At 69.7% G+C, this 25,652-nt stretch carries 27 protein-coding genes and 2 pseudogenes; 21 read left to right on the top strand and 8 right to left on the bottom strand.

The window, feature by feature from the left end:
- Nucleotides 1-335: 335 nt before the first annotated feature.
- The 5 genes from purB to BLU84_RS16880 all read left to right on the top strand — a co-directional run bounded on the left by purB (nt 336) and on the right by BLU84_RS16880 (nt 6,125).
- Complete coding sequence (gene purB, locus BLU84_RS16900; protein ID WP_074869936.1) at nt 336-1,712, top strand: adenylosuccinate lyase; 1,377 nt, start codon at nt 336-338, stop codon at nt 1,710-1,712.
- 422 nt (nt 1,713-2,134) lie between these two features.
- Nucleotides 2,135-3,055, top strand: a complete 921-nt coding sequence (gene bla, locus BLU84_RS16895) for a subclass B3 metallo-beta-lactamase (protein ID WP_074869933.1) — start codon at nt 2,135-2,137, stop codon at nt 3,053-3,055.
- A 254-nt stretch (nt 3,056-3,309) separates the two neighbouring features.
- Nucleotides 3,310-3,705: a VOC family protein gene (locus BLU84_RS16890; protein ID WP_074869930.1), complete on the top strand. Its 396-nt coding sequence runs from the start codon at nt 3,310-3,312 to the stop codon at nt 3,703-3,705.
- A gap of 198 nt (nt 3,706-3,903) precedes the next feature.
- Nucleotides 3,904-5,208, top strand: coding sequence for a cupin domain-containing protein (locus BLU84_RS16885; RefSeq protein ID WP_083382740.1), 1,305 nt, complete (start codon nt 3,904-3,906; stop codon nt 5,206-5,208).
- Nucleotides 5,205-6,125 (top strand): GNAT family N-acetyltransferase, encoded by a 921-nt coding sequence (locus BLU84_RS16880; protein WP_074869927.1) that lies wholly within the window; start codon nt 5,205-5,207, stop codon nt 6,123-6,125. The genes BLU84_RS16885 and BLU84_RS16880 overlap by 4 nt, the downstream gene beginning before the upstream one ends.
- Nucleotides 6,126-6,311: 186 nt before the next feature.
- Here BLU84_RS16880 and BLU84_RS16875 read toward each other — a convergent pair whose 3' ends face one another.
- Nucleotides 6,312-6,821 carry a hypothetical protein gene (locus tag BLU84_RS16875; RefSeq protein ID WP_074869924.1) on the bottom strand — a complete coding sequence of 170 codons (510 nt, stop codon included), beginning with the start codon at nt 6,819-6,821 and terminating at the stop codon, nt 6,312-6,314.
- Nucleotides 6,818-7,321, bottom strand: a complete 504-nt coding sequence (locus tag BLU84_RS16870) for a PilN domain-containing protein (RefSeq protein ID WP_139175061.1) — start codon at nt 7,319-7,321, stop codon at nt 6,818-6,820. Before BLU84_RS16870 ends, BLU84_RS16875 begins: the two co-directional genes overlap by 4 nt.
- 313 nt (nt 7,322-7,634) lie before the next feature.
- Between BLU84_RS16870 and BLU84_RS16865 the strand changes: the two genes are divergently transcribed.
- The 10 genes and pseudogenes from BLU84_RS16865 to BLU84_RS28745 all read left to right on the top strand — a co-directional run bounded on the left by BLU84_RS16865 (nt 7,635) and on the right by BLU84_RS28745 (nt 16,865).
- Complete coding sequence (locus BLU84_RS16865; RefSeq protein WP_074869919.1) at nt 7,635-10,472, top strand: 2-oxoglutarate dehydrogenase E1 component; 2,838 nt, start codon at nt 7,635-7,637, stop codon at nt 10,470-10,472.
- A 115-nt stretch (nt 10,473-10,587) separates the two neighbouring features.
- A complete protein-coding gene (sucB, locus tag BLU84_RS16860; protein ID WP_074869917.1) occupies nt 10,588-11,793 on the top strand; it encodes a dihydrolipoyllysine-residue succinyltransferase in 1,206 nt (401 codons plus the stop codon).
- Between the two features lie 151 nt (nt 11,794-11,944).
- Nucleotides 11,945-13,369, top strand: a complete 1,425-nt coding sequence (gene lpdA, locus BLU84_RS16855) for a dihydrolipoyl dehydrogenase (RefSeq protein WP_074869914.1) — start codon at nt 11,945-11,947, stop codon at nt 13,367-13,369.
- 118 nt (nt 13,370-13,487) lie between these two features.
- A complete protein-coding gene (locus BLU84_RS16850; RefSeq protein ID WP_074869909.1) occupies nt 13,488-14,081 on the top strand; it encodes an LOG family protein in 594 nt (197 codons plus the stop codon).
- Nucleotides 14,082-14,400: 319 nt separating this feature from the next.
- Nucleotides 14,401-14,712 (top strand): GIY-YIG nuclease family protein, encoded by a 312-nt coding sequence (locus tag BLU84_RS16845; protein WP_074869905.1) that lies wholly within the window; start codon nt 14,401-14,403, stop codon nt 14,710-14,712.
- A 34-nt stretch (nt 14,713-14,746) separates the two neighbouring features.
- Nucleotides 14,747-15,739, top strand: coding sequence for a YhdH/YhfP family quinone oxidoreductase (locus BLU84_RS16840; protein ID WP_074869902.1), 993 nt, complete (start codon nt 14,747-14,749; stop codon nt 15,737-15,739).
- A gap of 59 nt (nt 15,740-15,798) precedes the next feature.
- The gene (locus BLU84_RS16835) at nt 15,799-16,170 is read left to right on the top strand and encodes a response regulator (protein ID WP_074869898.1); all 372 of its coding nucleotides are present in this window, start codon (nt 15,799-15,801) and stop codon (nt 16,168-16,170) included.
- Nucleotides 16,171-16,197: 27 nt separating this feature from the next.
- Nucleotides 16,198-16,551: a DUF6053 domain-containing protein gene (locus tag BLU84_RS28755; RefSeq protein WP_425479406.1), complete on the top strand. Its 354-nt coding sequence runs from the start codon at nt 16,198-16,200 to the stop codon at nt 16,549-16,551.
- A gap of 21 nt (nt 16,552-16,572) precedes the next feature.
- Nucleotides 16,573-16,659: pseudogene (locus tag BLU84_RS28750) on the top strand (DUF6053 domain-containing protein); the annotation flags it as partial.
- A gap of 17 nt (nt 16,660-16,676) precedes the next feature.
- On the top strand, nt 16,677-16,865 hold the full coding sequence (locus BLU84_RS28745) for a DUF6053 domain-containing protein (protein ID WP_425479405.1): 189 nt from the start codon (nt 16,677-16,679) through the stop codon (nt 16,863-16,865).
- On the opposite strand, the gene BLU84_RS16830 is transcribed toward BLU84_RS28745, so the two are convergent.
- A complete protein-coding gene (locus BLU84_RS16830) occupies nt 16,817-17,713 on the bottom strand; it encodes a DnaJ C-terminal domain-containing protein (RefSeq protein ID WP_074869892.1) in 897 nt (298 codons plus the stop codon). The genes BLU84_RS28745 and BLU84_RS16830 overlap by 49 nt on opposite strands.
- Nucleotides 17,714-17,919: 206 nt before the next feature.
- On the opposite strand from BLU84_RS16830, the gene BLU84_RS16825 reads away from it, so the two are divergent.
- Nucleotides 17,920-18,396: a peroxiredoxin gene (locus BLU84_RS16825; protein WP_074869889.1), complete on the top strand. Its 477-nt coding sequence runs from the start codon at nt 17,920-17,922 to the stop codon at nt 18,394-18,396.
- Nucleotides 18,397-18,508: 112 nt separating this feature from the next.
- Nucleotides 18,509-19,180: a ferritin-like domain-containing protein gene (locus BLU84_RS16820; protein WP_083382739.1), complete on the top strand. Its 672-nt coding sequence runs from the start codon at nt 18,509-18,511 to the stop codon at nt 19,178-19,180.
- Between the two features lie 148 nt (nt 19,181-19,328).
- Here the strand turns inward: BLU84_RS16820 and BLU84_RS16815 are convergent, their stop codons facing one another.
- Complete coding sequence (locus tag BLU84_RS16815; protein WP_074869886.1) at nt 19,329-19,931, bottom strand: NAD(P)H-dependent oxidoreductase; 603 nt, start codon at nt 19,929-19,931, stop codon at nt 19,329-19,331.
- Between the two features lie 215 nt (nt 19,932-20,146).
- On the opposite strand from BLU84_RS16815, the gene BLU84_RS16810 reads away from it, so the two are divergent.
- Both BLU84_RS16810 and BLU84_RS16805 read left to right on the top strand, forming a co-directional pair.
- Nucleotides 20,147-20,929, top strand: coding sequence for a hypothetical protein (locus BLU84_RS16810; RefSeq protein WP_139175060.1), 783 nt, complete (start codon nt 20,147-20,149; stop codon nt 20,927-20,929).
- Nucleotides 20,930-20,935: 6 nt separating this feature from the next.
- The gene (locus BLU84_RS16805; RefSeq protein ID WP_074869882.1) at nt 20,936-21,313 is read left to right on the top strand and encodes a hypothetical protein; all 378 of its coding nucleotides are present in this window, start codon (nt 20,936-20,938) and stop codon (nt 21,311-21,313) included.
- Here the strand turns inward: BLU84_RS16805 and BLU84_RS28740 are convergent.
- Both BLU84_RS28740 and BLU84_RS28735 read right to left on the bottom strand, forming a co-directional pair.
- Nucleotides 21,222-21,524 (bottom strand): DUF6053 domain-containing protein, encoded by a 303-nt coding sequence (locus tag BLU84_RS28740; protein ID WP_425479407.1) that lies wholly within the window; start codon nt 21,522-21,524, stop codon nt 21,222-21,224. The two genes, BLU84_RS16805 and BLU84_RS28740, sit on opposite strands and share 92 nt — an antisense overlap.
- Nucleotides 21,412-21,723, bottom strand: a complete 312-nt coding sequence (locus BLU84_RS28735) for a DUF6053 domain-containing protein (RefSeq protein WP_425479404.1) — start codon at nt 21,721-21,723, stop codon at nt 21,412-21,414. Before BLU84_RS28735 ends, BLU84_RS28740 begins: the two co-directional genes overlap by 113 nt.
- Nucleotides 21,724-21,761: 38 nt before the next feature.
- Here BLU84_RS28735 and BLU84_RS28730 point away from each other — a divergent pair, with 38 nt between their 5' ends.
- A complete protein-coding gene (locus tag BLU84_RS28730; RefSeq protein WP_425479403.1) occupies nt 21,762-21,908 on the top strand; it encodes a DUF6053 domain-containing protein in 147 nt (48 codons plus the stop codon).
- Here the strand turns inward: BLU84_RS28730 and pbpC are convergent.
- Nucleotides 21,892-24,285: a penicillin-binding protein 1C gene (pbpC, locus tag BLU84_RS16800; protein WP_083382735.1), complete on the bottom strand. Its 2,394-nt coding sequence runs from the start codon at nt 24,283-24,285 to the stop codon at nt 21,892-21,894. The two genes, BLU84_RS28730 and pbpC, sit on opposite strands and share 17 nt — an antisense overlap.
- A gap of 150 nt (nt 24,286-24,435) precedes the next feature.
- On the opposite strand from pbpC, the pseudogene BLU84_RS28725 reads away from it, so the two are divergent.
- A pseudogene (locus BLU84_RS28725) lies at nt 24,436-24,480 on the top strand (DUF6053 domain-containing protein); the annotation flags it as partial.
- Nucleotides 24,481-24,564: 84 nt separating this feature from the next.
- Here BLU84_RS28725 and BLU84_RS16795 read toward each other — a convergent pair.
- Nucleotides 24,565-25,650 (bottom strand): hypothetical protein, encoded by a 1,086-nt coding sequence (locus BLU84_RS16795; RefSeq protein ID WP_074869879.1) that lies wholly within the window; start codon nt 25,648-25,650, stop codon nt 24,565-24,567.
- Between the last annotated feature and the right edge of the window lie 2 nt (nt 25,651-25,652).

Raw genomic sequence — 25,652 nt, 5'->3', positions numbered from 1 at the left:
CGCGGCCGCTCGGCCGCGCGTCGCTGAGATCGGCCGCGCGCCGCAGGCTGGGAGCCTGGAGGCAAAGCGACCGTGCTGGCTGGATTCCGCTGGCGGCGCCCATGATCGCCGCGGCCGCGATGGGCGTCGAGGGTTCGCACGGTTTTCGCCCGACTTCGCCGGGTGCGGCACAACGCATGCAGGAGCGGCGCGAGCCGCGACCGCGGGGTTGCATGCCTGCGGCGCGAACCCGAAACCCCGCGGTCGCGGCTCGCGCCGCTCCTACAGGGGGTGCCCCGGCACGTCCTGGCCGCAGGGGGTAGAATGGAAGGCTGTTTTCCTGCCCACCGCGTGCCATGTCCGCCGACTCCCAGACCACCCTGCTCGCCCTGTCCCCGCTCGATGGCCGCTATGCCGGCAAGGTCGATGCGCTGCGGCCGATTTTCTCCGAATTCGGCCTGATCAAGGCCCGGGTCAAGGTCGAAGTGGAGTGGCTGCTGGCGCTGGCCGCCGAACCGGGCATCGCCGAGCTGGCGCCGTTTTCCGACGCCGCCAGCGCGCGCCTGCGCGCGCTGGCCGACGGTTTGTCGGTGGCCGACGCGGCGCGGGTCAAGGAGATCGAGCGCACCACCAACCACGACGTCAAGGCGGTGGAGTACCTGATCAAGGAACGCCTCAAGGACGACGCCGAACTCGGCCCGGCGCTCGAATTCGTCCACTTCGCCTGCACCAGCGAAGACATCAACAACCTCAGCTACGCGCTGATGCTCAACCAGGCGCGCCAGGACGTGCTGCTGCCCAAGCTCGACGAGCTGATCCAGAAGCTGCGCGCGATGGCCCACGAGCACGCGGCGCTGCCGATGCTCTCGCGCACCCACGGCCAGACCGCTTCGCCGACCACGGTGGGCAAGGAACTGGCCAACGTGGTCGCGCGCCTGCAGCGCCAGGGCGAAACCCTCGCCGGCGCGATCATGCCGGGCAAGATCAACGGCGCGGTCGGCAACTACAACGCCCACGTCGCCGCCTACCCCGATATCGACTGGACCGCGTTCTCGCAGCGCTTCGTCGCCTCACTGGGCCTGGACTGGCAGCCCTACACCACCCAGATCGAGCCGCACGACGGCATCGCCGAAGTCTGCGACGCGCAGCGCCGCATCGACACGATCTGCGTGGACCTGTGCCGCGACGTGTGGGGCTACATCTCGCTGGGCTATTTCAAGCAGGCGGTCAAGGCCGGCGAAGTCGGCAGTTCGACCATGCCGCACAAGGTCAACCCGATCGACTTCGAAAACGCCGAAGGCAACTTCGGCATCGCCAACGCGCTGTTCGAGCATTTCGCCGCCAAGCTGCCGATCAGCCGCTGGCAGCGCGACCTCACCGACTCGACCGTGCTGCGCGCGCTCGGCACCGCCTTCGGCCACGCCCTGATCGGCTTCGACGCGCTGCTGCGCGGGCTGGGCAAGCTCAGCGCCAACCCGGAGCGGCTGGCGGCCGATCTGGACGCGTCGTGGGAAGTGCTGGCCGAAGCCGTGCAGACGGTGATGCGCCGCTACGGCCTGCCCAATCCCTACGAACAGCTCAAGGCGCTGACCCGCGGCCAGGGCATCACCGAGGCCTCGATGCGCGAGTTCATCGCCTCGCTGGACCTGCCGGCCGCGGACAAGCAGCGCCTGCTGGCGATGACGCCGGGCAGCTACACCGGCCTGGCCGAGCGGCTGGCGCGGGAAATCTGATCCCGCTGCGGGGCGCGTTCGCGCGCCTCGCTCGCTGCGCGGGCGCGGCGGCTGCGAATCCGCAACTACGGCGGAACCTTCGCCGTTATCGCATTGGCGCGGTCGCGGCTTGCGCCGCTCCTACAGTCGCTGCGCCGCGGCTTCGTTTCTCCCTGTAGGAGCGGCGCGAGCCGCGACCAACCGCAGCGACGTACGCAAGCGCCGCGGCCGAAGACCGGAACCCTCATGGCTTCGTATCTCCGGCTTCAAACGCTTGCGAGCGCGGCTTCGGTTGGCCGCGGCTTGCGCCGCTCCTACACTCGCTGCGCACGCACCGCGGACAGAAACAAAAATCCGCCTTGCCGTTGCCACAATTTCTTTTTGATCCGCGCCGCATCCGAATACGAGATAGTGCTGGCCACTTCTCGATAAGGATTGCGCGCATGCGTTCGTTCACCGGGTGGCTGCCCGTCTCCATCGCTTCGTTGCTGCTCGCCGCCTGCGCGAGCGCGCCGCCGCACGCCGCCAAGGCCGCTGGCGCCGATGCCTGCCCGGCCGATCCGAACTGGGACGAACCCACCGCGCCGCGCCGCATCTACGCCAATACCTGGTACGTCGGCACCTGCGCGATCAGCGCGATCCTGATCACCTCCGACGCCGGCCACATCCTCATCGACGGCGTCACCGACACCGCTGCGCCCAACATCGAAGCCAACATCCGCGCGCTCGGCTTCGATCCCGGACAGGTGCGCTACATCCTCAATTCGCACGAGCACATCGACCACGCCGGCGGCATCGCCCGGCTGGCGCGCGACACCGGCGCGCGCGTGGTCGCGCGCGAGCCGGCGGCGACCGCGCTGGAACGCGGCAAGGCCGACCGCGGCGATCCGCAGTTCCTCAGCGTGCCGGGCTTTCCGCCGGTGGCGAACGTGCAGCGCATCGACGACGGCGGCACGCTGCGGCTCGGCGCGCTGGCGCTGACCGCGCACGCCACGCCGGGCCATACCGCCGGCGCGACCAGTTGGACCTGGCGCTCGTGCGACGACGCCGGCCAGTGCCGCGACATCGCCTATGCCGACAGCCTCACCCCCTTCAGCGACAAGGTCTACCGCTTCAGCGACGACGCCGCGCATCCCGGCGCGCTGGCGGCGTACCGGCGCAGCATCGAGACCGTCGCGGCGCTGCCCTGCGACATCCTGCTGACCCCGCATCCGGGCGCCAGCGATCTGCTCCAACGCACCGGGCCGCATCCGGCCAAGCCGCTGGTGGATGCCGGCGCCTGCCGCGCCTACGCCGCCGCCGGCGCGGCCAAGCTCGATGCGCGCCTGGAGCAGGAGCGCGCTCAGCCCGCGCCGGCGCGCTGAGTCGCAACGCGGCCGGTCGCCGCCTTTGGGCGGTGGCCGCTGCCGCGCTTGCGTCGCACGACTGCAACGAGGGCTTCATCGCAACGCGCGCTGCGCCCGCGCGATGCGCAATCCGATCCGATTACGCCCGGCCCCGTCGCCGATCGCAGCGCCGCACAGCCGAACCCGCAAGCATTCCACCCTCCACCGCCGCGACCACGCCGCCTTAGCAACCGCCCCCGCACACTGCGCGCACTCGTCCGCGGAGGCCTGCGATGCAGTTGCTGATCAATATCGACGTCCCCGACCTCGACGCCGCGCTGGCGTTCTACACCCGCGCCTTCGGCCTGCACGTCGGGCGCCGCATCGGCGATGCGGTGGAACTGCTCGGCGCGCCGTCGCCGTTCTATCTGCTGCACAAGCCCGAGGGCTCGCTCGGCGCCGGCCAGCAGGCGCGCGGTTATGCGCGGCACTGGACGCCGCTGCATCTGGACATCGTGGTCGACGACCTCGACGCCGCCCTGGCCAGCGCGCTGGCCGCCGGCGCGCGCCAGGAAGGCGAGGCGCGCAAGGCCAGTTGGGGCCGGATCGTGCAGTTGTCCGATCCGTTCGGGCACGGCTGGTGCCTGCTGCAGTTCCTCGGCCGCGGCTACGACGAAATCGCGCAGTGAACCGCCTCGCCCGCTGCCCGGCCCGGGCGCCCGCGCGGGCGGGCGACGCGACGTGCGACCCACGTCTCAACCCCGCATTCGCCTGAGGGATCGCTGCGGCCGAAGCGACGCCGCCACGACCCGGTCCGCGTCGCCTGCGCCCGCGATGAGCGACAATATCGCTTTCATATCCGCGCACCGCCGCCGCGCCGAACCGCCATGGCCACCCGCCCGCTCGATCCGTCCCCCCGCAAGCCCGCTCGTAAGCCCGCCCAAAAGGCCGGCGAAAAAGCCGCCCCCGCCCTCGTCGTCGATGCCGCCGCGCATCCGCCGCTGGGCATGCCGGCGCAGACCTTCCTCACCGACTACTGGCAAAAACGCCCGCTGCTGATCCGCAACGCCTTCCCCGGCCTGCAATCGCCGCTGCAGCCCGAAGACCTGGCCGGATTGGCCTGCGAGGAAGGCGCGCTGGCGCGGCTGATCCAGCACGACCGCGCGCGCGATCATTATTCGGTGCGGCACGGGCCGTTCGAGGAATCCGAATTCCCGGGCCTGCCGCAGCAGGACTGGACCCTGCTCGTGCAGGACGTGGACAAGTGGGACGCCGATGTCGCCGCCTTGCTGCCGGCGTTCTCGTTCCTGCCGCGCTGGCGCATCGACGACATCATGGTGTCGTTCGCCGCGCCCGGCGGCTCGGTCGGCGCCCACGTCGATCAGTACGACGTGTTCCTGCTGCAGGCCCAGGGCCACCGGCGCTGGCAGATCGACGCCCGCCCCAACCCGCCGCAGGGTTTCCGCGCCGACGCCGAACTCAAGCTGCTGCGCGAATTCGAACCCAGCCACGACTGGGTGCTCGGCCCCGGCGACATGCTCTACCTGCCGCCGGGCGTGCCGCACCACGGCGTCGCCGAAGATGCCTGCCTGACCTTCTCGGTCGGCATGCGCGCGCCGTCGGCGGCCGAGCTGATGGGCGACTACATCGACACCCTCGCCGCCGATGCCGACGAGGCGCTGCGCTACAACGACCCGGACCTGGCCCCGCCGCGCGATCCCAACGAGATCGACGCGGCGGCGATGGAGCGCGTGGTGCAGGGCTTGAACGCGCTGCGCATGAACGACCCGGACCGCCTCGGCGACTGGTTCGGCCGCTTCATCACCGTCTACCGCGCCGCCGGCGAAGTGTCCGCGGGCGGCGCGCCGGCGCCGTCGCGGATCGAACTGGACTTCGCCCTGCAGCACGGCGCGACCCTGTGGCGCCACCCGTGGTCGCGCATGGCCTGGCGCCGCGCCCACGCCCGCGGCCGCGCCGCGCGCCTGTACGTGAGCGGCCAGGAATACGCGCTGCCGGCCAAGGACGCGCAGGCGCTGGCGGCGGCGGCCGAACTCGACCTGGCCGGCTATTCGGCTCTGTCCGACACCGGCCGCGCCTGCGTGCTGGAACTGGTCGCCGGCGGCCATTACCGCCTCGGTCGCGACGACGAGGCCGACGACGAGGGCTACGCGTTCGGAGACGAAGAGGAATGAGCCAGGCCACGCCCGCCGGTTTTCGCGTGGTCGCGGTCGAGGACTACGCCGCCGCCCGGCCGGCCCTGCGCGCGGTGCGCGAGGCGGTGTTCGTGCGCGAGCAGAACGTGCCGCTGGAACTGGAGCTGGACGCCGAGCGCGACCCGCAATGCCAGCACGTGCTGGCCTTCGACGCCGACGGCGAGCCGATCGGCACCGGCCGGCTGACCCCGGACCGGCGCATCGGCCGCATGGCGGTGCTGACCGCGTGGCGCGGCCGCGGCGTCGGCGAGGCGCTGCTGGAGGCGCTGGTCGCGCGCGCCCGCGCGCTGGGCTGGCGCGAGGTGTCGCTGCACAGCCAGGCCAGCGCGATCGGTTTCTACGCCCGCCAGGGTTTCCTGCCGTTCGGGCCGCGCTTCGAAGAGGCCGGCGGGATCGAGCATCTGGCGATGTACCGCTTGCTCGGCGCGGCCAATCCGGTCGACGGCCGCGACGCCGCGGCGGCGGCGCTGACCGGCCTGCTGGCCCAGGCCCGGCGCGCGTTGTGGATCTACAGCCGCGAGCTCGACCCCGGCCTGCTCGACCGCGCCGACGCGCTGGCGGCGCTGCGCCGCTTCGCCGTCGACGGCGGCCAGGTGCGCGTGCTGCTGCACGACCCGGCCGTGCCGCAGCGCGCGCTGGCGCCGCTGATCGGCCTGGCCCAGCGCCTGCCGACCGCTTTCGAATTCCGCGCGGTCGAGGAAACCGTCGACCAGAACGACCCGGCCGCCTACTGCGTCAACGACCGCGAGGGTTGGTACTACCGGCCGCTGGGCCACCGTTTCGACGGCGAGACCCGCCTGGACGACGGCCCGCGCGCGCGCCAGCTGCGCGCCCGGTTCGAACCGGTGTGGGAACGCGCGCGGCCGTGCACCGAGTTCCGCGCGCTGGGGATCTGAGCGCCAGCAGACGGCTTTTGTGGGAGGGGCTTGAGCCCCGATGCTTTTGTCTCAGGTCGCGGCCATCTGGAAGTCGCGGCCATCTGAAAGAACAGCATCGGGGCTGAAGCCCCTCCCACAAAGGCAAAAGCGTTGGAGCTGTAGCCCTTCCCCTGGTAGCCCTTCCCTAAAAGCCGAGACCGGCCGTCACAGGCCGCAGGCCCACATCACCGTTACCTTGCCGCCCGGCGCCAGATCGAACCGGCACACGACCCGGCGACGGCTGTCGTAGGTGGCGACGCCGCGCAGTTCCACCCGCACGCCCGAGGCGGTCGGCGTCAGTTTCGGCGCCGTCAGCGAGTAATTGCCGGGCGCCACCAGTTCGGCCTCGTGCACGATCCGGGCCTGGCCGTCCTCGCCGCCGTCGGCCTTCCATTGCGCCAGCACCCGGGTCGAGACGTGCTCGAAGCCCTGGCCGACCACGACGACCCGGTAGCTGCCCTCGCCGGCCTCGGCCTCGCTCCAGCGGCCAGCCTGGACCACGGCGTCCACGTTCGGCTCCACGACCGGCGCCTGGGCGAGGGCCGGCGCCGAAACGGCCCATAGCGATGCCAGCCACAGCAGCGCGGGCGCGAGGATGCGGCGCGGACGCCGCGGCTTGTCCTGCTCACGCGGGCCTAGGCAAGCGGCGTGGCGGTGAAGGTTGCGATGATTCATGGCGTCGACAACTTAGCCGAACGCACCCGCATCTCGAAGTGGTCGCGCCCGTCGGGCCGCCTCTCCAACAAAATCAACTCGGTGCCGGGCAGGCGCCCGGCGGGCTCGGCGGCGGCCGCGGCCTGCTCGATCGCGCGCATCGCCGCGGCGACGGCGGCGTTGTTCTCGGCCGAACCGGTCAGCCACACCACCTCGCCCTCGGCGCGGACGTTGTCGATCCGGCACGAGGCCGGCACCAGGGCCTGGAAGCGCTCGCGCAGGCTCCCCAACGAGGCCGGCGTCGCGGCCCGGGTCGGCTTCGCGGCCGCAGCGGCCGCGGCCTCGGCGGTGAAATCGGTTCCAGCCGCCTTGGCCTCGGCTTCGGCCGTGCGCCGCTGGGGATCGTCCTTGGGCGCGCAGCCCGCCAATGCCAGCACCAACAGCAAACTCCATCGCACTACGCCTGCGGACATGACGCCGAACTCCTTATCGACCGGCGCCGATGATACGGCCGCAGCCATCGCGCGCGCCGGGCTGAGCGCGCGATAAACCGCGGCGGCCGCGGCCGCGGCTTGAAAGCGCCGGCGCTGTCCCAAGATTTTTGAGCGGATTCGCCCGCACGCCCCGCCCCGCCGGCGGCCTTGCCGGAACGGTCGGCTCGCCGGTCCGGCCCGGGCCGGCACCGGAAATCGAACCAAAACCGCCACATAGACGTAAGTAGTTATGCCTTTGCGCTTAACACTGCCGCTATAATTCCGAGCCTTGTCTGCGCCTAGCGCCCTGTGCGCGCGCGCCGACCCCACTCCCGTCCCCTAGAGTTTCCCGATAGCCATCGTGGACAGTCTCCTGAAGCAGTTCTCGCAGTCCTCGCAACTCGGCGCCAACGCCGCCTTCATCGAAGACCTGTACGAGCAGTACCTGGTCGATCCCGACAGCGTCGGGCCCAAGTGGAAAGCCTATTTCGACGGCTTCAAGGGCCGCGAGGCCGGCGATGTGCCGCACTCGGCCGCGATCGAAAGCATCGCCCGGGCGGGCAAGGCCGCCGCGCGCGGCGCGGTCGCCGCCGCCGGCGCGTCCTCGGGCAGCGACGAACGCGAGCGCATGGTCGGCAAGGTCATCACCGCCTACCGTTCGCGCGGCCACCTCGCGGCCGACATCGACCCGCTGGGCCTGCTGCAGAAGCCCGACGCGCCGGACCTGGCGCTGGGCTTCCACCGCCTGTCCGAAAGCGACCAGTCGGTCGAATTCTCCACCGGCGGCGTCGCCGGCAAGGAACGCATGAAGCTCGGCGACCTGGTCGCCCTGCTCAAGGCGACCTACACCGGCCCGATCGGCGCCGAGTTCATGCACATCGCCGACGCCGAACAGCGCCGCTGGATGTACGAGCGCCTGGAAGCGGCCGGCGGCAAGTTCGGCCGCAGCGCCGCCGACAAGGCCCGCATCCTCGAGCGGTTGACCGCGGCCGACGGCCTGGAGCGGTATCTGGGCACCAAGTACGTCGGCCAGAAGCGCTTCTCGCTGGAAGGCGGCGACGCGCTGATCCCGCTGATGGACGTGACCATCCGTCGCGCCGGCGAGCAGGGCGTGCAGGACGTGGTGATCGGCATGGCCCACCGCGGCCGCCTCAACGTCCTGGTCAACACCCTGGGCAAGCCGCCGCGCAAGCTGTTCGACGAGTTCGAAGGCAAGTTCGAGCACGACGAGCACGCCAAGAGCGGCGACGTGAAGTACCACATGGGCTTCAGCGCCGATGTCGCCACCCCGGGCGGCCCGGTCCACCTGGCGCTGGCGTTCAACCCCTCGCACCTGGAAATCGTCAACCCGGTGGTCGCCGGCAGCGTGCGCTCGCGCCAGACCCGCCGCGGCGAAAACGGCCGAGCCCAGGTGCTGCCGGTGCTGCTGCACGGCGACGCCGCGTTCGCAGGCCAAGGCGTGGGCATGGAGCTGTTCCAGATGTCGCAGGCGCGCGGCTTCGCCGTCGGCGGCACCGTGCACATCGTCATCAACAACCAGGTCGGCTTCACCACGTCCGAGCGTCAGGACGCGCGTTCGACCCTGTACTGCACCGACGTGGCCAAGATGGTCGGCGCGCCGATCCTGCACGTGAACTCCGACCACCCCGAAGCGGTGGTGTTCTGCGCCGAGCTGGCGCTGGACTTCCGCCAGCGCTTCGGCCGCGACGTGGTCATCGACCTGGTCTGCTACCGCCGCCACGGCCACAACGAGGCCGACGAGCCGGCGGCGACCCAGCCGCTGATGTACCAGGTGATCCGCAAGCACAAGACCCCGCGCGAGATCTACGCCGACCAGTTGATCGCCGAAGGCGCGATCAAGGCCGAGGACGCGCAGGCGCTGGTCGACGGCTACCGCAACAAGCTCGACGCCGGCGAAGTCACCACCGAACTGGTCGAGGTCAAGCCCGACGAGTTCACCATCGACTGGTCCAAGTACCTGCAGGGCAAGCTCAGCGATCCGGTCGACACCACCTTCGAGCGCAGCAAGCTCGATCAGCTCGCCGTCGAGATCAACGCGATCCCCGACAGCGTCAAGCTGCATCCGCGCGTGGCCAAGATTTATGAGGACCGCCGCAAGATGTCGGCCGGCGAGCAGCCGGGCGACTGGGGCTTCGCCGAGAACCTGGCCTACGCCACCTTGATCAGCGAAGGCTACAAGCTGCGCCTGGTCGGCCAGGACAGCGGCCGCGGCACCTTCTTCCACCGCCACGCGATCCTGCACGAGCAGAGCACCGACGAATACGTCATGCCGCTGCGCCGCCTGGTCAAGAACCCGGTGGACGTGACCATCATCGACTCGCTGCTGTCGGAAGAAGCGGTGATGGCGTTCGAATACGGCTACTCCACCGCCGATCCGATGACCCTGGACATCTGGGAAGCGCAGTTCGGCGACTTCGCCAACGGCGCGCAGGTGGTGATCGACCAGTTCCTGTCCTCGGGCGAGGCCAAGTGGGGCCGCCTGTGCGGGTTGGCGCTGTTCCTGCCGCACGGCTACGAAGGCCAGGGCCCCGAGCACAGCTCGGCGCGCCTGGAGCGCTTCCTGCAGCTGTGCGCGCTGGAGAACATGCTGGTGTGCGTGCCGACCACTCCGGCCCAGGCCTACCACATGATCCGCCGGCAGATGCGCATGAGCACGCGCAAGCCGCTGGTGGTGATGACGCCCAAGTCGCTGCTGCGCCACAAGCTGGCAGTGTCGAGCCTGGACGAACTGGCCAACGGCGAGTTCCAGCATCTGATCCCGGACGCCGCGGCCAACGCCAACGCCAAGAAGATCAAGCGCGTAGTGCTGTGCTCGGGCAAGGTCTACTACGACCTGTTCGAACAGGCGCAGAAGGACGGTGTGGACGACGTCGCGATCCTGCGCGTCGAGCAGCTCTACCCGTTCCCGCGCGAAGCTCTGGCCGCCGAGCTCAAGCGTTTCGGCGCCGCCAAGGACGTGGTGTGGTGCCAGGAAGAGCCGCAGAACCAGGGCGCGTGGTACCAGATCCGCCACCACCTCAGCGCCTGCCTGGCGCCGAAGCAGGCCCTGCACTACACCGGCCGCGCCCGTTCGCCGTCGCCGGCGGCCGGTCACCTGGCCGATCACGTCGCCGAGCAGACCAAGCTGGTCGCCGATGCGCTGGTCAATTCGCTGCACGGCGAGTCGAGCGCCGAGTAAGGCGCCGGCTGCGCACGAAGCACCGGCGCCGCGAACGGCGCCGGCGCTTCGCCGGACACCCCAGATTCGAAACTCCCTTTCAAGCACGTTCCAAGCACTCCAGGATGCCTGCCCCATGAGCACCGAGATCAAAGTCCCCGTTCTGCCTGAGTCGGTCTCCGACGCCACGATCGCCACGTGGCACAAGAAGCCCGGCGACGCGGTCAAGCGCGACGAGAACCTGGTCGACCTCGAAACCGACAAGGTCGTGCTGGAAGTGCCCTCGCCGGTCGACGGCGTGCTCAAGGAAATCAAGTTCGAAGAAGGCGCGACCGTGACCAGCCAGCAGCTGATCGCGATCGTCGAGGCCGGCGCCGCCGCGGCCGCTCCGGCCCCGGCCGCCAAGGCCGAAGCCGCCCCGGCTCCGGCCGCCGCTGCCGCCGCTCCGGCCAAGACCGAAGCCGCCAAGCCCGCCGCCGCGCCGTCGGCCAACGACCAACTGCCGCCGGGCGCGCGCTTCGCCGCCAACACCCAGGGCGTCGACGCTTCGCAGGTCGAAGGCACCGGCCGCAAGGGCGCGGTGACCAAGGAAGACATCGTCAACTATGCCAAGGCCGGCGGCGTGGGTTCGGCCGCGGGCGCGCGTCCGGAAGAGCGCGTGCCGATGACCCGCATGCGTGCGCGCATCGCCGAGCGCCTGATGCAGTCGAAGAACTCCATCGCCATGCTGACCTCGTTCAACGAAGTCAACCTGGGCAAGGTCATGGCCATGCGCAAGGAGCTGGGCGAGACCTTCGAGAAGGCCAACGGGGTCAAGCTCGGCTTCATGAGCTTCTTCGCCAAGGCCGCGGCCAACGCGCTGCAGCGCCACCCGATCGTCAACGCCTCGGTCGACGGCAACGACGTGATCTATCACGGCTACGCCGACATCTCCATCGCCGTGTCCACCGACAAGGGCCTGGTGACCCCGGTGCTGCGCAACGTCGAGCGCCTGGGCTTCGCCGACATCGAAAAGGCCATCGGCGATTACGCCAAGAAGGCCCGCGACGGCAAGCTGGCGCTGGAAGACCTGCAGGGCGGCACCTTCACCATCACCAACGGCGGCACCTTCGGCTCGCTGATGTCGACCCCGATCGTCAACCCGCCGCAGTCGGCGATCCTGGGCATGCACGCCATCAAGGAGCGCGCCATCGTTGAGAACGGCCAGGTCGTGGCCGCGCCGATGATGTACATCGCGCTGTCCTACGATCACCGCATCATCGACGGCAAGGACGCGGTGCTGTTCCTGGTCGACATCAAGAACCAGCTCGAGAACCCGCACCGCATGCTGCTCGGCATGTGATGCCACGAGCCCCTCTCCCGCGACGCGGGAGAGGGGTTGGGGCGAGGGCCAGCCGCGAGTACGCCAGCCCCCCGCCCCGCGCCTCCCCTCATCCGCCCTTCGGGCACCTTCTCCCGCAAGCGGGAGAAGGGAAAGGCAAAGGAATTTTGCAATGTCTGAGCAATTCGACGTAGTCGTCATCGGCGCCGGCCCGGCCGGCTACCACGCCGCCATCCGCGCCGCCCAGCTCGGCCTGAAGACCGCCTGCATCGACGCGGCGCTCGGCAAGGACGGCAAGCCGGCGCTCGGCGGCACCTGCCTGCGCGTGGGCTGCATCCCGTCCAAGGCCCTGCTCGACAGCTCGCGCCAGTTCTGGAACCTGCAGCATCTGTTCGGCGAGCACGGCATCAGCGCCGACAACGCCAAGATCGACGTCGCGACCATGGTCGGCCGCAAGGACAAGATCGTGAAGCAGTTCACCGGCGGCATCGCGATGCTGTTCAAGGCGAACAAGATCACCCCGTACTACGGCTTCGGCACCCTGCACCCGGGCAACATCGTCAAGGTCAAGCAGCACGACGGTTCGGAAGTCGAACTCAAGGGCACCAACGTCATCCTCGCCGCCGGTTCGGACTCCATCGAACTGCCGTTCGCCAAGTTCGACGGCGACAAGGTCGTCGACAACGTCGGCGCGCTGGACTTCACGCAAGTGCCCAAGCGCCTGGGCGTGATCGGCGCCGGCGTGATCGGCCTGGAACTGGGCAGCGTGTGGAAGCGCCTGGGCTCGGAAGTCACCATCCTCGAAGCCCTGCCCGACTTCCTCGCCGCCGCCGATGCCGAGGTCGCCAAGACCGCGGCCAAGGAATTCAAGAAGCAGGGCCTGGACATCAAGCTCGGCGCCAAGGTCTCCAAGGCCGAGATCAAGGGCGACGAAGTCCACCTGACCTACAACGACGGCAAGGCCGACCAGCAACTGGTCGTGGACAAGCTGCTGGTGGCCGTCGGCCGCCGCGCCGCGTCCAAGGGTCTGCTCGCCGACGGCACCGGCGTGAAGCTCAACGAGCGCGGCCAGATCGAAGTCGACGAGCACTGCCACACCGGCGTCGACGGCGTCTGGGCGATCGGCGACTGCGTGCGCGGCCCGATGCTGGCGCACAAGGGCTTCGAGGAAGGCATCGCGGTGGCCGAGCTGATCGCCGGCCTGCCGGGCCACGTCAACTTCGACACCATTCCGTGGGTGATCTACACCGAGCCGGAAATCGCCTGGGTCGGCCGCACCGAGCAGCAGCTCAAGGCCGAGGGCGTGCCGTACAAGACCGGCAGCTTCCCGTTCGCGGCGATCGGCCGCGCGGTGGCCATGGGCGAGCCGGCCGGCTTCGTCAAGGTCATCGCCCATGCCGAGACCGACCGCGTGCTCGGCCTGCACCTGGTCGGCGTCGGCGTCTCCGAGCTGGTCCACGAAGGCGTGCTGACCATGGAGTTCAAGGGCTCCGCCGACGACCTGGCGCGCATCTGCCACGCCCACCCGACCCTGTCGGAGGCGATCCACGACGCGGCGATGGCGGTCGACAAGCGCGCCATCCACAAGGCCAACTGATCGGCCAGGCAGTCACGAGAACGGCGCACCTTGGTGCGCCGTTCTTCGTTTCGGCGGCGGCGATCCGCGCCGGCGCCCGCAACACCCACAACGACAAAATCTCCAGGCAACGACGAACATGAAAACGATCTGCGTCTACTGCGGCTCCAACTCCGGCTCCAAGCCGATCTACACCGACCGCGCGATGGCCCTGGGCTACCGCCTGGCCCGCGACGGCATCGCCCTGGCCTACGGCGGCGGCAACGTCGGGCTGATGGGCGCGGTCGCCGACGCGGTGCTGGAAGCCGGCGGCGAAGTCATCGGCGTGATCCCGGAGCAGTTGGTCAACTGGGAAGTCGCCCACCGCGGCCTGACCCGGCTGGAGATCGTCGGCTCGATGCACGAGCGCAAGCAGCGCATGTTCGATATCGCCGACGGCTTCGTCGCCCTGCCCGGCGGCTTCGGCACCCTCGACGAAATGTTCGAGATGCTGACCTGGCGCCAGCTCGGCATCGGCAACAAGCCCTGCGCCTTCCTCGACATCGACGGCTTCTACTCGCCGCTGATGGGCATGCTCGACCGCATGGTCGACGAGCGCTTCCTGCACCCCGACCAGCGCCGCGACCTGTGGCACGGCGACGACATCGAAGCGATGCTGGCGTGGATGCGCGCTTACCAGCCGGCGTCGTCGTCGAAGTGGATGGACGAGAAGCGGCGCAGCGCGTTGCGCTGAGCGAACACAAATCAGCTATCCCCGCGCACCTTCGCGTCGCCGTCGCGTCACACCCGTCATTCCGGCGAAAGCCGGAATCCATTTTGCTGTTGATGTTGCTCGGCCCGAGGTTAAAGCAACAGCCAAGTCAAAATGGATTCCGGCTTTCGCCGGAATGACGGGATAAGGAGAATAAGCTTGAGGGCTTGAGGGCTCACCCGCCGGATCGGATCGGATTTTTGGCATCCAACCGGTAAGAGTTCGCCGCGTTCGCGCGCGCTACGCTTCGTAGCGATCCGCGACGTGCTTTCATTGCATATCGACTGAAGGACTCGCATGGATGCGAACCCGACTCCCCTGCGTCTACATGCTCGCCAGCGCGCCGCGCGGCACCTTGTATGCCGGCGTCACCTCCGACCCGATCCAGCGCATCTGGCAGCACCGCAACGACCTCACTGAAGGGTTCAGCCGACGCTACGGCACACACAGTCTGGTCTGGTACGAACTGCATCCCGACATGCGCTCGGCCATTACTCGCGAAAAGCGCATCAAATCCTGGAAGCGCGCCTGGAAACTCGAATTGATCGAGTCCTCCAACCCGCAATGGCACGACCTCTACTCCGTTATCATCGGCGCTTGCGCCACGCCCTGATCTGCGATGGCGCGTCACAGGAGCCTGCGCCGTCATGACCGTCCCCGCCGCGTTCAACGCCTTTCGCATCCACAACGACGCCGCCGGTTATCGCGGCGGCATCGAAACGGTGTCGATCGACGAGCTCGCGCCGGGCGAAGTGGTGATCAAGACCGCGTACTCCTCGATCAACTTCAAGGACGCGCTGGCCGGCACCGGCGAAGGCAAGATCCTGCGCTCGTTCCCGCTGGTCGGCGGCATCGACGCGGCCGGGCACGTGGTCGCCTCCAGCGACGCCAAGTTCAAGGAAGGCGACGCGGTGCTGGTGACCGGCTGCGGCCTCAGCGAAACCCGCGACGGCGGCTACAGCGAGTACGCGCGCTTGCAGGCGAAGTGGACGATCCCGCTGCCGGCCGGGCTGAGCCTGCGCGAGAGCATGATCCTGGGCACCGCCGGCTTCACCGCGGCCTTGGCCTTGTTTCGCCTGCTGGAGAACCGCCAGGCGCCGGAGCTGGGGCCGCTGGCGGTGACCGGCGCGACCGGCGGCGTGGGTTCGCTCGCGCTCGACATCTTCAGCCGCGCCGGCTTCGAAGTGCACGCGATCAGCGGCAAGCCCGAGCAGGCCGATTACCTCAAGTCGATCGGCGCCAGCCAGGTGCTCGGCCGCGACGCCCTGGCCACCGCCCGGCCGATGGAATCGGCGCGCTTCGGCGGCGGCCTGGACAACGTCGGCGGGCCGATGCTCGCCAGCCTGCTCGCGCAGACCGCGCCCTACGGCAACGTCGCCAGCGCCGGCCTGGCCGCCAGCCACGACCTGGGCACCACGGTGATGCCGTTCATCATCCGCGGCGTGTCGCTGCTCGGCATCGCCTCGGCCGGCACCGCGCGCGCGATCCGCGACGAGATCTGGCAGCGCCTGGCCAGCGACTGGAAGCCGGCGCACCTGGACCGGATCTGCACCCGCGAAGTGCCGCTGAGCGAACTGCCGCAGGCGTTTCCCGCGATGCTGGCCGGAGGCTCGCTGGGCCGGACCCTGGTCGTGATCTAGTTGGCATTGCAGCCGCGCGGCGCGTCGCTACAATCGGCCGCAAGTTCCAGGGGAAAGATATGGCGCGTATTTTGATCGTCGACGATTCGCCGTCCCAGCTGATGGGCATCCGTCGCATCGTCGAGAAGTTGGGCCACGAGGCCCTCACCGCAGAAGACGGCGCCGCCGGCGTCGAGGCCGCCAAGCGCGAGCTGCCCGACCTGATCCTGATGGACGTGGTCATGCCGAACCTCAACGGGTTCCAGGCCACCCGCTCGATCTGCCGCGAAGCCACCACCAAGCACATTCCGATCGTACTGGTCACCACCAAGGACCAGGACACCGACCGGGTGTGGGGCATGCGCCAGGGCGCGAAGGCCTACATCACCAAGCCTTTCAGCGAAACCGACCTGTCCGAGATCATCGGCCAGTTGCTGCCCGCGGCCGGCTGAAACCGGGCGCGGCCCAAGGCCGCAGCGGTGTTGGATGAATGCGCGAATCCCGGCTCCGGCCGGGATTCTTGCGTTTGGGCGCCGCGCAATCGGGCGGCGAAGCTGCGCAGACGCGTGCCGTATGCCGCTGTTTACCGGTCCGGCAGCGCTCCGCCCGTCGGCTGGGCCGCGCCGCCGATCGTGTCGCCGATTTGCTGTGGGAGGGCTTCAGCCCCGACGCTTTCGGCTCAGGTCGCTTCGAAAGATCGCCGCGGCGGAACGAAAAGCATCGGGCCTGAAGGCCCTCCCACAAGGCTGATGTGGGAGGGGCTTCAGCCCCGACGCTTTCGGCTCAGGTCGCTCGAAACATCGCCGCAGCGGAGCGAAGAGCATCGGGCCTGAAGGCCCTCCCACAAGGCTGATGTGGGAGAAGCTTCAGCCCTGATGCTTTCGGCTCAGGTCGCTTCGAAAGATCGCCGTAGCGGATCGAAGAGCATCGGGCCTGAAGGCCCTCCCACAAGGCTGATGTGGAAGGGGCTTCAGCCCCGACGCTTTCGACTCAGGTCGCTGAGAAAGATCGCCGCGGCGGATCGAAGAGCTTCGGGCCTGAAGGCCCTCCCACAAGCAGCGGGCCTGCAGGCTTTCCCGCCCGCGCGCTGGCGACGGTTCAGTCGCGCCGCCAGTCCTCGCCGAACGCCGCGCGCAGGCCCTCGTAGGCCTCGCGCTGCGCATCGCTGTGCGCGCGCGGCGCCAGCACTTCCAGTTCGACGATCTGATCGCCCGCCGGCGAACCCGGCAGGCCGCGGCCGCGCAGGCGCAGCTTGCGGCCGGCTTCGGAACTGGCCGGGATCTTGAGCTCGACCGGCCCGCCCAGGGTCGGCACGCTGACGCTGGCGCCGAGCGCGGCTTCCCACGGCGCCAGCTCCAGCACGTGGATGACGTTGCGTCCGTCCACTTCGAACTGCGGGTGCGCGGCGTATTCGATCTCCAGCAGCAGATCGCCGTGCGCGCCTTGCCCGGCCAGGCGGATCAGCTGGCCCGGGCGGATGCCCTTGGGCACGCGCACGTCCAGAGTCTTGTTGTTGACCGAAATGCGCACCTGCCCGCCTTCGTAGACGGTCTCCAGCGATATCGCCAGCTTGGCCCGGGTGTCGCCGCGCGGCGGCGCGCCGCGCTGGCCGAAGCCGCCCGCGCCGGGCGCGGCGCGGCCGCGGCCGAACAGGGTTTCGAAGAAATCGCTGAAACCGCCGCCCGCGCCGCCGCCGGCGAACACCTCCTCGAAGTCGACGCCGCCCTGGCCGCCGCCGAAACCGCCCGGCGGCGCCTGCACCTCGTCGCCCGGGCGATAGCCGCGCGCGCGCAACTGATCGTAGGCCGCGCGCTTTTGCGGATCGCGCAGCGCTTCGTAGGCTTCGTTGACCGCCTTGAACCGTTCTTCCGCGCCGGCTTCCTTGCTGACATCGGGGTGGTACTTGCGCGCCAGGCGGCGGTAGGCGGTCTTGATCTCCGCCTCGCCGGCGCTGGGCTCCACGCCCAGGGTGTCGTAGTAGTCCTTGAACTGCATCGATGCTCGCTCCCACGGCGCAAGCGCCAAGCGCAGCGCTGTGCGCACAGCCCGCCTTGACGCATCATTAAGGTCTCCAGCATGGCGGCGGACGGCGCGTTTTCAAGGCGCGCGCCGCGTGCGTCCCGAAATGCTCCCGTCAAGCAACCTTGACGCCGAGTTTAGCTCCGCCTTCCTAGACTTCACCTTCACATCAGGAGAATCCCATGAGCATCCAGGTCGGCGACCGCCTGCCCGAAGTCGCGCTCAAGCGCATCACCGACGGCATCGAGACGGTCGATACCCGCGCCCTGTTCGACGACCGCAAGACGGTGCTGTTCGCAGTGCCCGGCGCGTTCACCCCGACCTGCTCGGAAAAGCACCTGCCCGGCTTCGTCGAGCATTTCCAGCAGTTCCGCGACAAGGGCATCGACGTGGCCTGCCTGGCCGTCAACGATCCCTTCGTCATGCAGGCCTGGGCCAAGAGCCAGCACGTGCCCGACGGCATGCTGATGCTCTCCGACGGCAACGGCGAGCTGACCCGCGCGCTCGGCCTGGAGCTGGACGCCAGCGCCTACGGCATGGGCACGCGCGCCAAGCGTTTCGCCCTGTACGTCGACAACGGCGTGGTCCAGCAGGTGCACGTCGAGGAACCGGGCGAGTACCGCGTGTCCTCGGCCGAATACATGCTCGAGCAAGTCTGATCTACGCCGCCGGGCCCGCCGCGCGCGGGCCCGGATGTCGTGCGTTCGCCACGCCCTTTCGCTTCCACCCATCGAGGTAGCCCGCCCTTCCCCCGACCCGCCAGGAGACGTCATGTCCGCCAAGCCCGTCAGCCAGCGCGAATCCGCTCCTTCCAAGTCCGCCGGTGCGAAACCAGCCGGCTCCAAATCCACCGGCCCGAAATCCGCAGGCTCCAAAGCCACCGGTCCCAAGCCCGCCGCCTCGGGAACCTCGGCGTTCGTCGCCGACATCGGCGCCATCCGCGCCCGCGCCCGCAAGCACATCGAGGACGGCGCGATCACCGCCAGCTACGCCGCCGACCGCGAAGCCGTGATTGAGCTGCTCAACGACGCGCTGGCCACCGAAATCGTCTGCGTACTGCGCTACAAGCGCCACTACTTCATGGCCAGCGGATTGATGGCCGACGCGATCAAGTCCGAATTCCTCGAACACGCCAACGAAGAACAGGCCCACGCCGACCTGATCGCCGAGCGCATCGTCCAGCTCGGCGGCGAGCCCGACCTCAATCCCGACCTGCTCAGCGGCCGCGCGCACGCGCAGTACGTGGAGGGCAGCGACCTGCGCGACATGGTCAAGGAGGACTTGATCGCCGAGCGCATCGCCATCGACAGCTATCGCGCGATCATCGATTTCATCGGCGACAAGGACACCACGACCAAGCGCATGATGGAGCACATCCTGGCGCAGGAAGAGGAGCATGCCGACGAGCTGGCGGACATGCTCGATGGGTGGACGGGGCGTTAAGGTTTGCGTCGTAGTTGCGATGTCGCGGTCGCGGCTCGCGCCGCTCCTACAGGTAGATCGCATGGCGCCGAAGCCCCTGTAGGAGCGGCGCAAGCCGCGACCGCGCCAGCGCAACTACGACGACACCCCGCCCGCCAACGCCGCACGATCACGCCGCCCGACAACCTGCCTCTTTGCCGAACAAACCGCCGCCGAGCTCGAACGCCGCCTGCAGATGCGCCTGGCCGTCGGGTTCCTGGGTGTCGAAGCGAATCGTCGAACTGGCCACGCACGCTGCGCAGTAATCGAACACGCCGTGATCGATCTGGGTCTTCATCGCCACGTCGTAGGCATGCTTGATGTAGCTGGGCTGATCGGCGCCGCCCAAGGCCAGCAGGTGCACGTTGAGACGCTGCAACTGCCCGACCACGCGGCCGTCGCGGGTCGCGTAGGCCCAGTTGTTGGAGAACACCCGGTCGACCCAGCCCTTGAGCAACGCCGGCATCGACCACCAGTACACCGGATAGACCAGCACCAACGCGTCGGCGCGCTCGATCCGCGCCTGCTCGGCGCGCACATCGGCCGGATGCGGCGCGAGGTCGCGGTAGGCGTCGTGATCGGCCTGGCCGTAGCGCGGGTCGAAGCCTTCGGCGGCGAGATCGGCCAGCTCGACGCTGTGGCCGGCCGCGCGCGCGCCCTCGCCTACGCGCGTGGCGACGGCGTGGGTCAACGATTGCGGATCGGGATGGGCGAAGACGATGAGGGCGTGCAAGGCGGCTCCGGGTTAATTACTAAAGGTAACTTACTTAAGGTAAGCTACTTTTCGTAGCACGAGCTGTCAAGCGGACGCTCCGGCGCAAGCCAACCGGCCGCGGTCCGCGCCGCGCCCGTACCGCAACGCCCCGACCACGCCGCGCTGAATCGTTCCCCGCCGGGCGCGCCGCACCGGCTTGCGTCGACGCGCCGGGCCGCGTCTACACTCGCGCCATGAGCCGAGATATGGAAATCGCGCGGCTGCGCGAACGCCTGGAACGCGACCACTGGCCGCGCCTGCAAATGAGCCTGATCGTGCTGCTGACCGGCGCCGCGGGCTTCCTCGCCTCGTTCGGCCTGCTCCAGGCCGGCATGCACACGATGGCGCTGCGCTATCCGCTCGCCGCCTGCGCCGCCTACGCGGCGTTCTTGTTGTTGCTGTGGACCTGGGCCTACAGCCACGGCCGCAAGCGCAAGAACGAGAACGACTGGCCCGACCTCAACGGCCTCTCCGACGGCTCCTCCAGTTCCGGCTCCTCCGGCCCCGGCTGGCACAGCGGCGGCGGCCGCAGCGGCGGCGGCGGCGCGAGTTCCAGTTACGAAGCGCCCTCCTCCTCATCGTCCTCGTCCTCGTCGTCGTGGTCGTCCTCGCGCAGCAGCAGCGCCCGCGGCGACGCGGATTTCTCGTTGCTCGACGGCGCCGACGACTTCGGCTGGGTGATCGTCGCGATCCTCGCCGCCGTGGCCGCGGCGTTGGTGGCGCTGTGGGCGTTGTGGCTGTCGCCGGCGCTGATGGCCGAAGTGCTGCTCGACGTGGCCCTGGCCGGCGGCCTGTACCGGCGCCTGCGCCGGATCGAATCGCGGCATTGGCTGTCGACCGCGCTGCGCCGCACCGCCGTGCCGTTCCTGCTGCTGGCGCTGCTGGCGGCCGCGGCCGGATTCGCCGGCGCGCGCTACGCGCCGGGCGCGGACTCCATCGGCGATGTGATCGCCGTGCACCGCGACGCGGCGGGCTGAGCCGGCATGAGCGAACCGCTGAGCTTTTGCTCCTGCGGCGACCAGGCCACGGTCCGCAGCGAGATCCAGGGTATGTCGCTGCTGGTGACCTGCACCCGCTGCGGCACCAGCGCGGCGACCACCCGGCCCGATCTGGCGCGCATCCTCGCGATGCGCCACCGCCTCTCGCTCGCCCCGCAGCATCGCAACGACGCCGACACCCTGCGCGCGGCCGCCTGCCTCGCCGCCGAGAGCGGGCGGGCCGCCGGCGAATTGCTGCGCACGTTGCGCGAGGACGGCGCACTCGCGGAGCTCACAGCGATCGAAGCCGAGCGTTATGCGCAGGCCTTGGAGCGCAGCGGATTGGCGGCGGCCATCGAACCTCCGCCTTACTCGCTGGATTGATCCCGCCAGGAACCTTGGAAGCGACCGCAACGGTGCATGCAGTCGCCGTCATGCGATGCACTGCAGTAGCGGGAAGCCCTGCCTTTGCGGGAGGGGCTTCAGCCCCGACGCTCTTCGGCCAAATCGCCATTGCCTGCAACGACAGCGTCGGGGCTGAAGCCCCTCCCACAACGACCCTGCTCAGCACTCGCTGGATTGATCCCACCAGCATCCGTGAAAGCGACTGCAACCGTAGAAGCAGTCGCCGTCATGCGAGGCACCGCAGTTGTGGGACGCCCTGCCTTTGTGGGAGGGGCTTCAGCCCCGAGGCTCTTCGGCCGAATCGCCATTGCCTGCAACGACAGCGTCGGGGCTGAAGCCCCTCCCACAACGACCCTGCTCAGCACTCGCTGGATTGATCCCACCAGCATCCGTGAAAGCGACTGCAACCGTAGAAGCAGTCGCCGTCATGCGAGGCACCGCAGTTGTGGGACGCCCTGCCTTTGTGGGAGGGGCTTCAGCCCCGACGCTCTTCGGCCGAATCGCCGTTGCCTGCAACGACCGCGCCGGGGCTCAAGCCCCTCCCGCACCGGCCGCGCTCAGCGCAACACCTTGAACCGCACCCGCGACCACGCGCCGGTATCGGCCAGCGCGGTCAGGGTGTGCTCGCCGGGTTCGCCGAAGTCGTAGTCGAAGCGGCCGCGGCCGTCGCTTTCGCCGATCCAGCGGCCGTCGAGCAGCCAGCGCACGCGCGCGTCGCTGCCGAGCGCGCGCACCGACAGCCGCAGCGGCGTCGCGCTGCCCGGCGCGCGCGCCAGCGTGGCCAGGTCGTCGATGCCTTCGATGCGCAATTCTTCGGCGGCGTCGCGGCCGTCGGCGCTGCAATCGCTCGCCAGCGGCGGCAGGCGCGAGGCTTGCCGCGTCTGCGCCGGCAGCCACGGCGAGGCCAACGCCGGCCAGCGCGCCAGCGCGCGCGTCTCGCGCACGTGTTCGCGCGCGCACTCGGCCGACAGGCGCAGGCCGCTGCGCGCATCGACTTCGAAGCGCTCGACGCCTGCGCTCCACAAGCGCGCGTCGCGTTCGGCGAAGGTCGGCGGCACCGAGCCGTCGAGCGTCCAAGCCTCGCGCCGACGCTGGCACAGCTGCGGCTGGGCCGGATCCGGCGGCAGGCCCAGCGGCCAGCAGATCTCGATCTGGCGCACGCTCGCCGGCGGCGGCAGCGGCACCGCGTCGCCGCGCACGCGCGGCAGGCTGTCGATGGTCTCGAACAACAGCGGCAGCGCGGTCACCGCGCCGTACTGGCCCGGCAGCGGCGTGCCGTCGGGCCGGCCGACCCAGACGCCGACGGTGTAGCGGCGCGTGCTGCCCAGCGCCCAGGCGTCGCGGAAGCCGTAGCTGGTGCCGGTCTTCCAGGCCACGCGCGGCCGGCCGCCGGCGTCGAAAGTCTGTTCGACGCTGCCGGGACGCGGGTTGGCTTCGAGGATTTCGCGCACGATCCACGCCGCGCCCGGCGACAGCAACCGGCGTTCGGTTTCAGGCGCGCCGGGTTGATAACGCACGCGCCCGGCGATGCCGCCGCGGTTGAACGCAGCGTAGGCGCCGACCAGATCCTCCAGCCGCGCGCCGGTGCCGCCGAGGATCATCGCCAGGTTCGGCTGCGCGCCGCGCGGCCAGTGCAGGTCGATGCCGGCATGCGCCAGACGCGCGGAGAAACGCGGCGCGCCGACCCGGTCGAGCAGATCCACCGCCGGAATATTGAGCGACAGCCGCAGCGCGCTGGCCGCGCTGACCGGCCCGTTGAAAGCGGTGTCGAAATTGCCCGGCCGGTAGCCGCCGAAGGATTGCGGCGCATCGACGAACAGGCTTTCCGAATGGATCAGGCCGTCGTCGAGCGCAAGCCCGTACAAGAACGGCTTGAGCGTGGAGCCCGGCGAACGCCAGGCCTGGACCATGTCGACATGGCCCAGCCGCGCCGCGTCGCCGAAGGTCACCGAGCCGACGTAGGCGCGCGCTTCCAGGCTGGCGTTGTCGACCACCAGCAACGCCGCAGAAGTGCGTTCGGGCAAGGTCGAAAAATACGCGGCGACGCGGTCTTCCAAGGTGCGCTGCAAGCCCGGATCGATGGTCGACACCAGCCGCGCCGCGCGCGGATCGGCGAAGCGCAGCCGCTGCGCCAGCAGCGGCGCGAACCGCGGCGGCTGCAGCGAGCGCGCCACCACCGGCTCGACCTTGGCGTCGGCGACTTGCGCGCGCGTCCACACGCCCAGTTGCGCCATGCGCGCGAGCACCTTGTCGCGGGCGATGCGCGCGCGCTCGGGTTCGCGGTCGGGGCGCAAGCGGCTCGGCGATTGCGGCAACACAGTCAGCAGCGCGGCCTCGGCGTGCGACAGGCGCGAGGACGGCTTGCCCAGGTACGCCCAACTCGCCGCTTCCACGCCTTCGACGGTGCCGCCGAACGGCGCGCGGTTGAGGTAAAGCGCGAGGATCTGCGGCTTGGACAAATGCGCTTCGAGCTGCAGCGCGCGCAGCATCTGCCGGCTCTTGGCCCACAGGCTGCGGCGGCGCTCGCCGGGCTCGGCGTCGAGGATGCGCGCGACCTGCATGGTCAGGGTCGAACCGCCGGACACCACGCGCCCGCTGCGCAGCCACTGCGCGGCGGCGCGCGCCATCGCCGCGGGGTTGATGCCGCGGTGGCGCCAGAACCAGCGGTCTTCGTAGTTCAGCAGCGCCTGCAGGTACAGCGGCGACACCTGCGAGGCCTCGACCGGATAGCGCCACACCCCGTCGCGGTCGGCGAAGGCGCGCAGCGGCGTGCCGTCGCGCGCGACCACCACCGCGCCGGCGTCGCGCGCGCGCGGCAGCGGCAAGGGGAAGGCCAGATCCAGCAGCATCGCCACGCTCGCCAGCGATGCCAGCACGAGCGTCGCCCACAGCGCGGCGCGGCGCAGGCGGTGGCGGCGCGACGGCGTGGCGGGGGCGGAAGAGGACGGCATGGAAAAACTTCGGCGGTGTTGTAGGAGGACTTCGGCCTCGACGCTGTTGTGAGAGGACTTCGGGCCTGGAGTTCTTGTGGCAGGGACTTCAGTCCCGACGCCTTCGTCTCAGGTCGCCGAAACCTCCGCCCGTTCGAAGCGGGCTGAGACAAGAGCATCGGGACTGAAGTCCCTCCCACAAGAGCAAGTCTGTAGAGAGCAAGCCTGTAGAGCGCTGGCCTGTGGGGAGCTGGCCTGCCGAGAGCAGGCCCGTCCCACAGGCCTGCCCTGCACCGCCGCTCAGCCCGCGCCGTTGGGCAACTGCATGCGCAGTTCGCCGTCGATCAGGAACAAGCGCATTTCCTCGTACACGCGGCGGCTGGCCTGCTCGCGGTCGAGCACTTCGCCCAGGGTGTTCGCTTCGGCCTTGACGTCCTTGCCGATGCCGCCGCTGATCTCGATGCGGGCCTGGATCAGTTCCTGGTTGTCTTCGTCGCGGTCTTCGTCGGGATCCCAGTCGATGCGCAGCTCCGACCACTGCGTTTCCTCGCCCTGGCGGCGCTGGCCGACCGCGATCTCGCCGCCTTCCGGATCGGGCTTGGGCTGCAGCGCGCGCACTTCGCCCAGCAGCAGCGCGTAGTCGGCCAGGCGCTGGGCCGGGAACAGGTCGTCGAAATGGCGCTCGGCCATCGCCCGCTCGATCGTGTCCTTGTTGGCTTCGGCCTGATTGCCCAGCGCGGTGCCCTGCACCGGCACCGATTGCAGCGGCAGCGGGAACTTGAATACGTTGAGGATCGCGCCCTTGTCCTTGCGCGCGAACGCATCGGCCAGCGCGCCCAGGCGCTGGCGCAGGCGTGCGTCGGCGCTCTGGCTGTCGATCTTCGCCAGGGTCTTGCCGTTCCAGGCGTAGGTCAGGTACTCGCGGGTCTTGGGCCGCGCCGCGGTGCAGATGTCGGGCACCTGCAGGTACAGCTTGCCGCCGGCGATCTTGTCCAGGTACACGCAATCGTCGGCCGTGTCGGTCTGCGGCAGCAGCTGCGGGCCGCCGGGACGGCTCATGATCGCGGCCCACTTCTTCAGCGTCGCCATCTGCGCGTCGGGCGTGCCTTCGCCGTAAGCGACGACGACATCGTCGACGCCGTCGCCGTCGAGGTCGCCGACCGCGTGTTCCGATCCCAGTCGCTCGAAGTCCGGCACGCGCTTGCGCAGCGCGGCGAACGCGGCCTCCAGGGTCTGCTTGGGGTCGGCCGGTTTAGCGGCGGGCTGGGCCGCAGCCGGCGTAGCGTTGGCGCCGGCGGCGGCCGCATCGGCGGGCTTGTCGCCCCACTGGCAGGCGGCCAGCGACAGGCTCAACAACAACGCGGCGGACAGTCGGGTGTAAGGCATGT

The organism is Lysobacter enzymogenes (assembly GCF_900106525.1).
Classification (GTDB): Bacteria; Pseudomonadota; Gammaproteobacteria; order Xanthomonadales; family Xanthomonadaceae; genus Lysobacter; species Lysobacter enzymogenes.
This window is presented reverse-complemented; position numbering and strand designations above follow the sequence as displayed.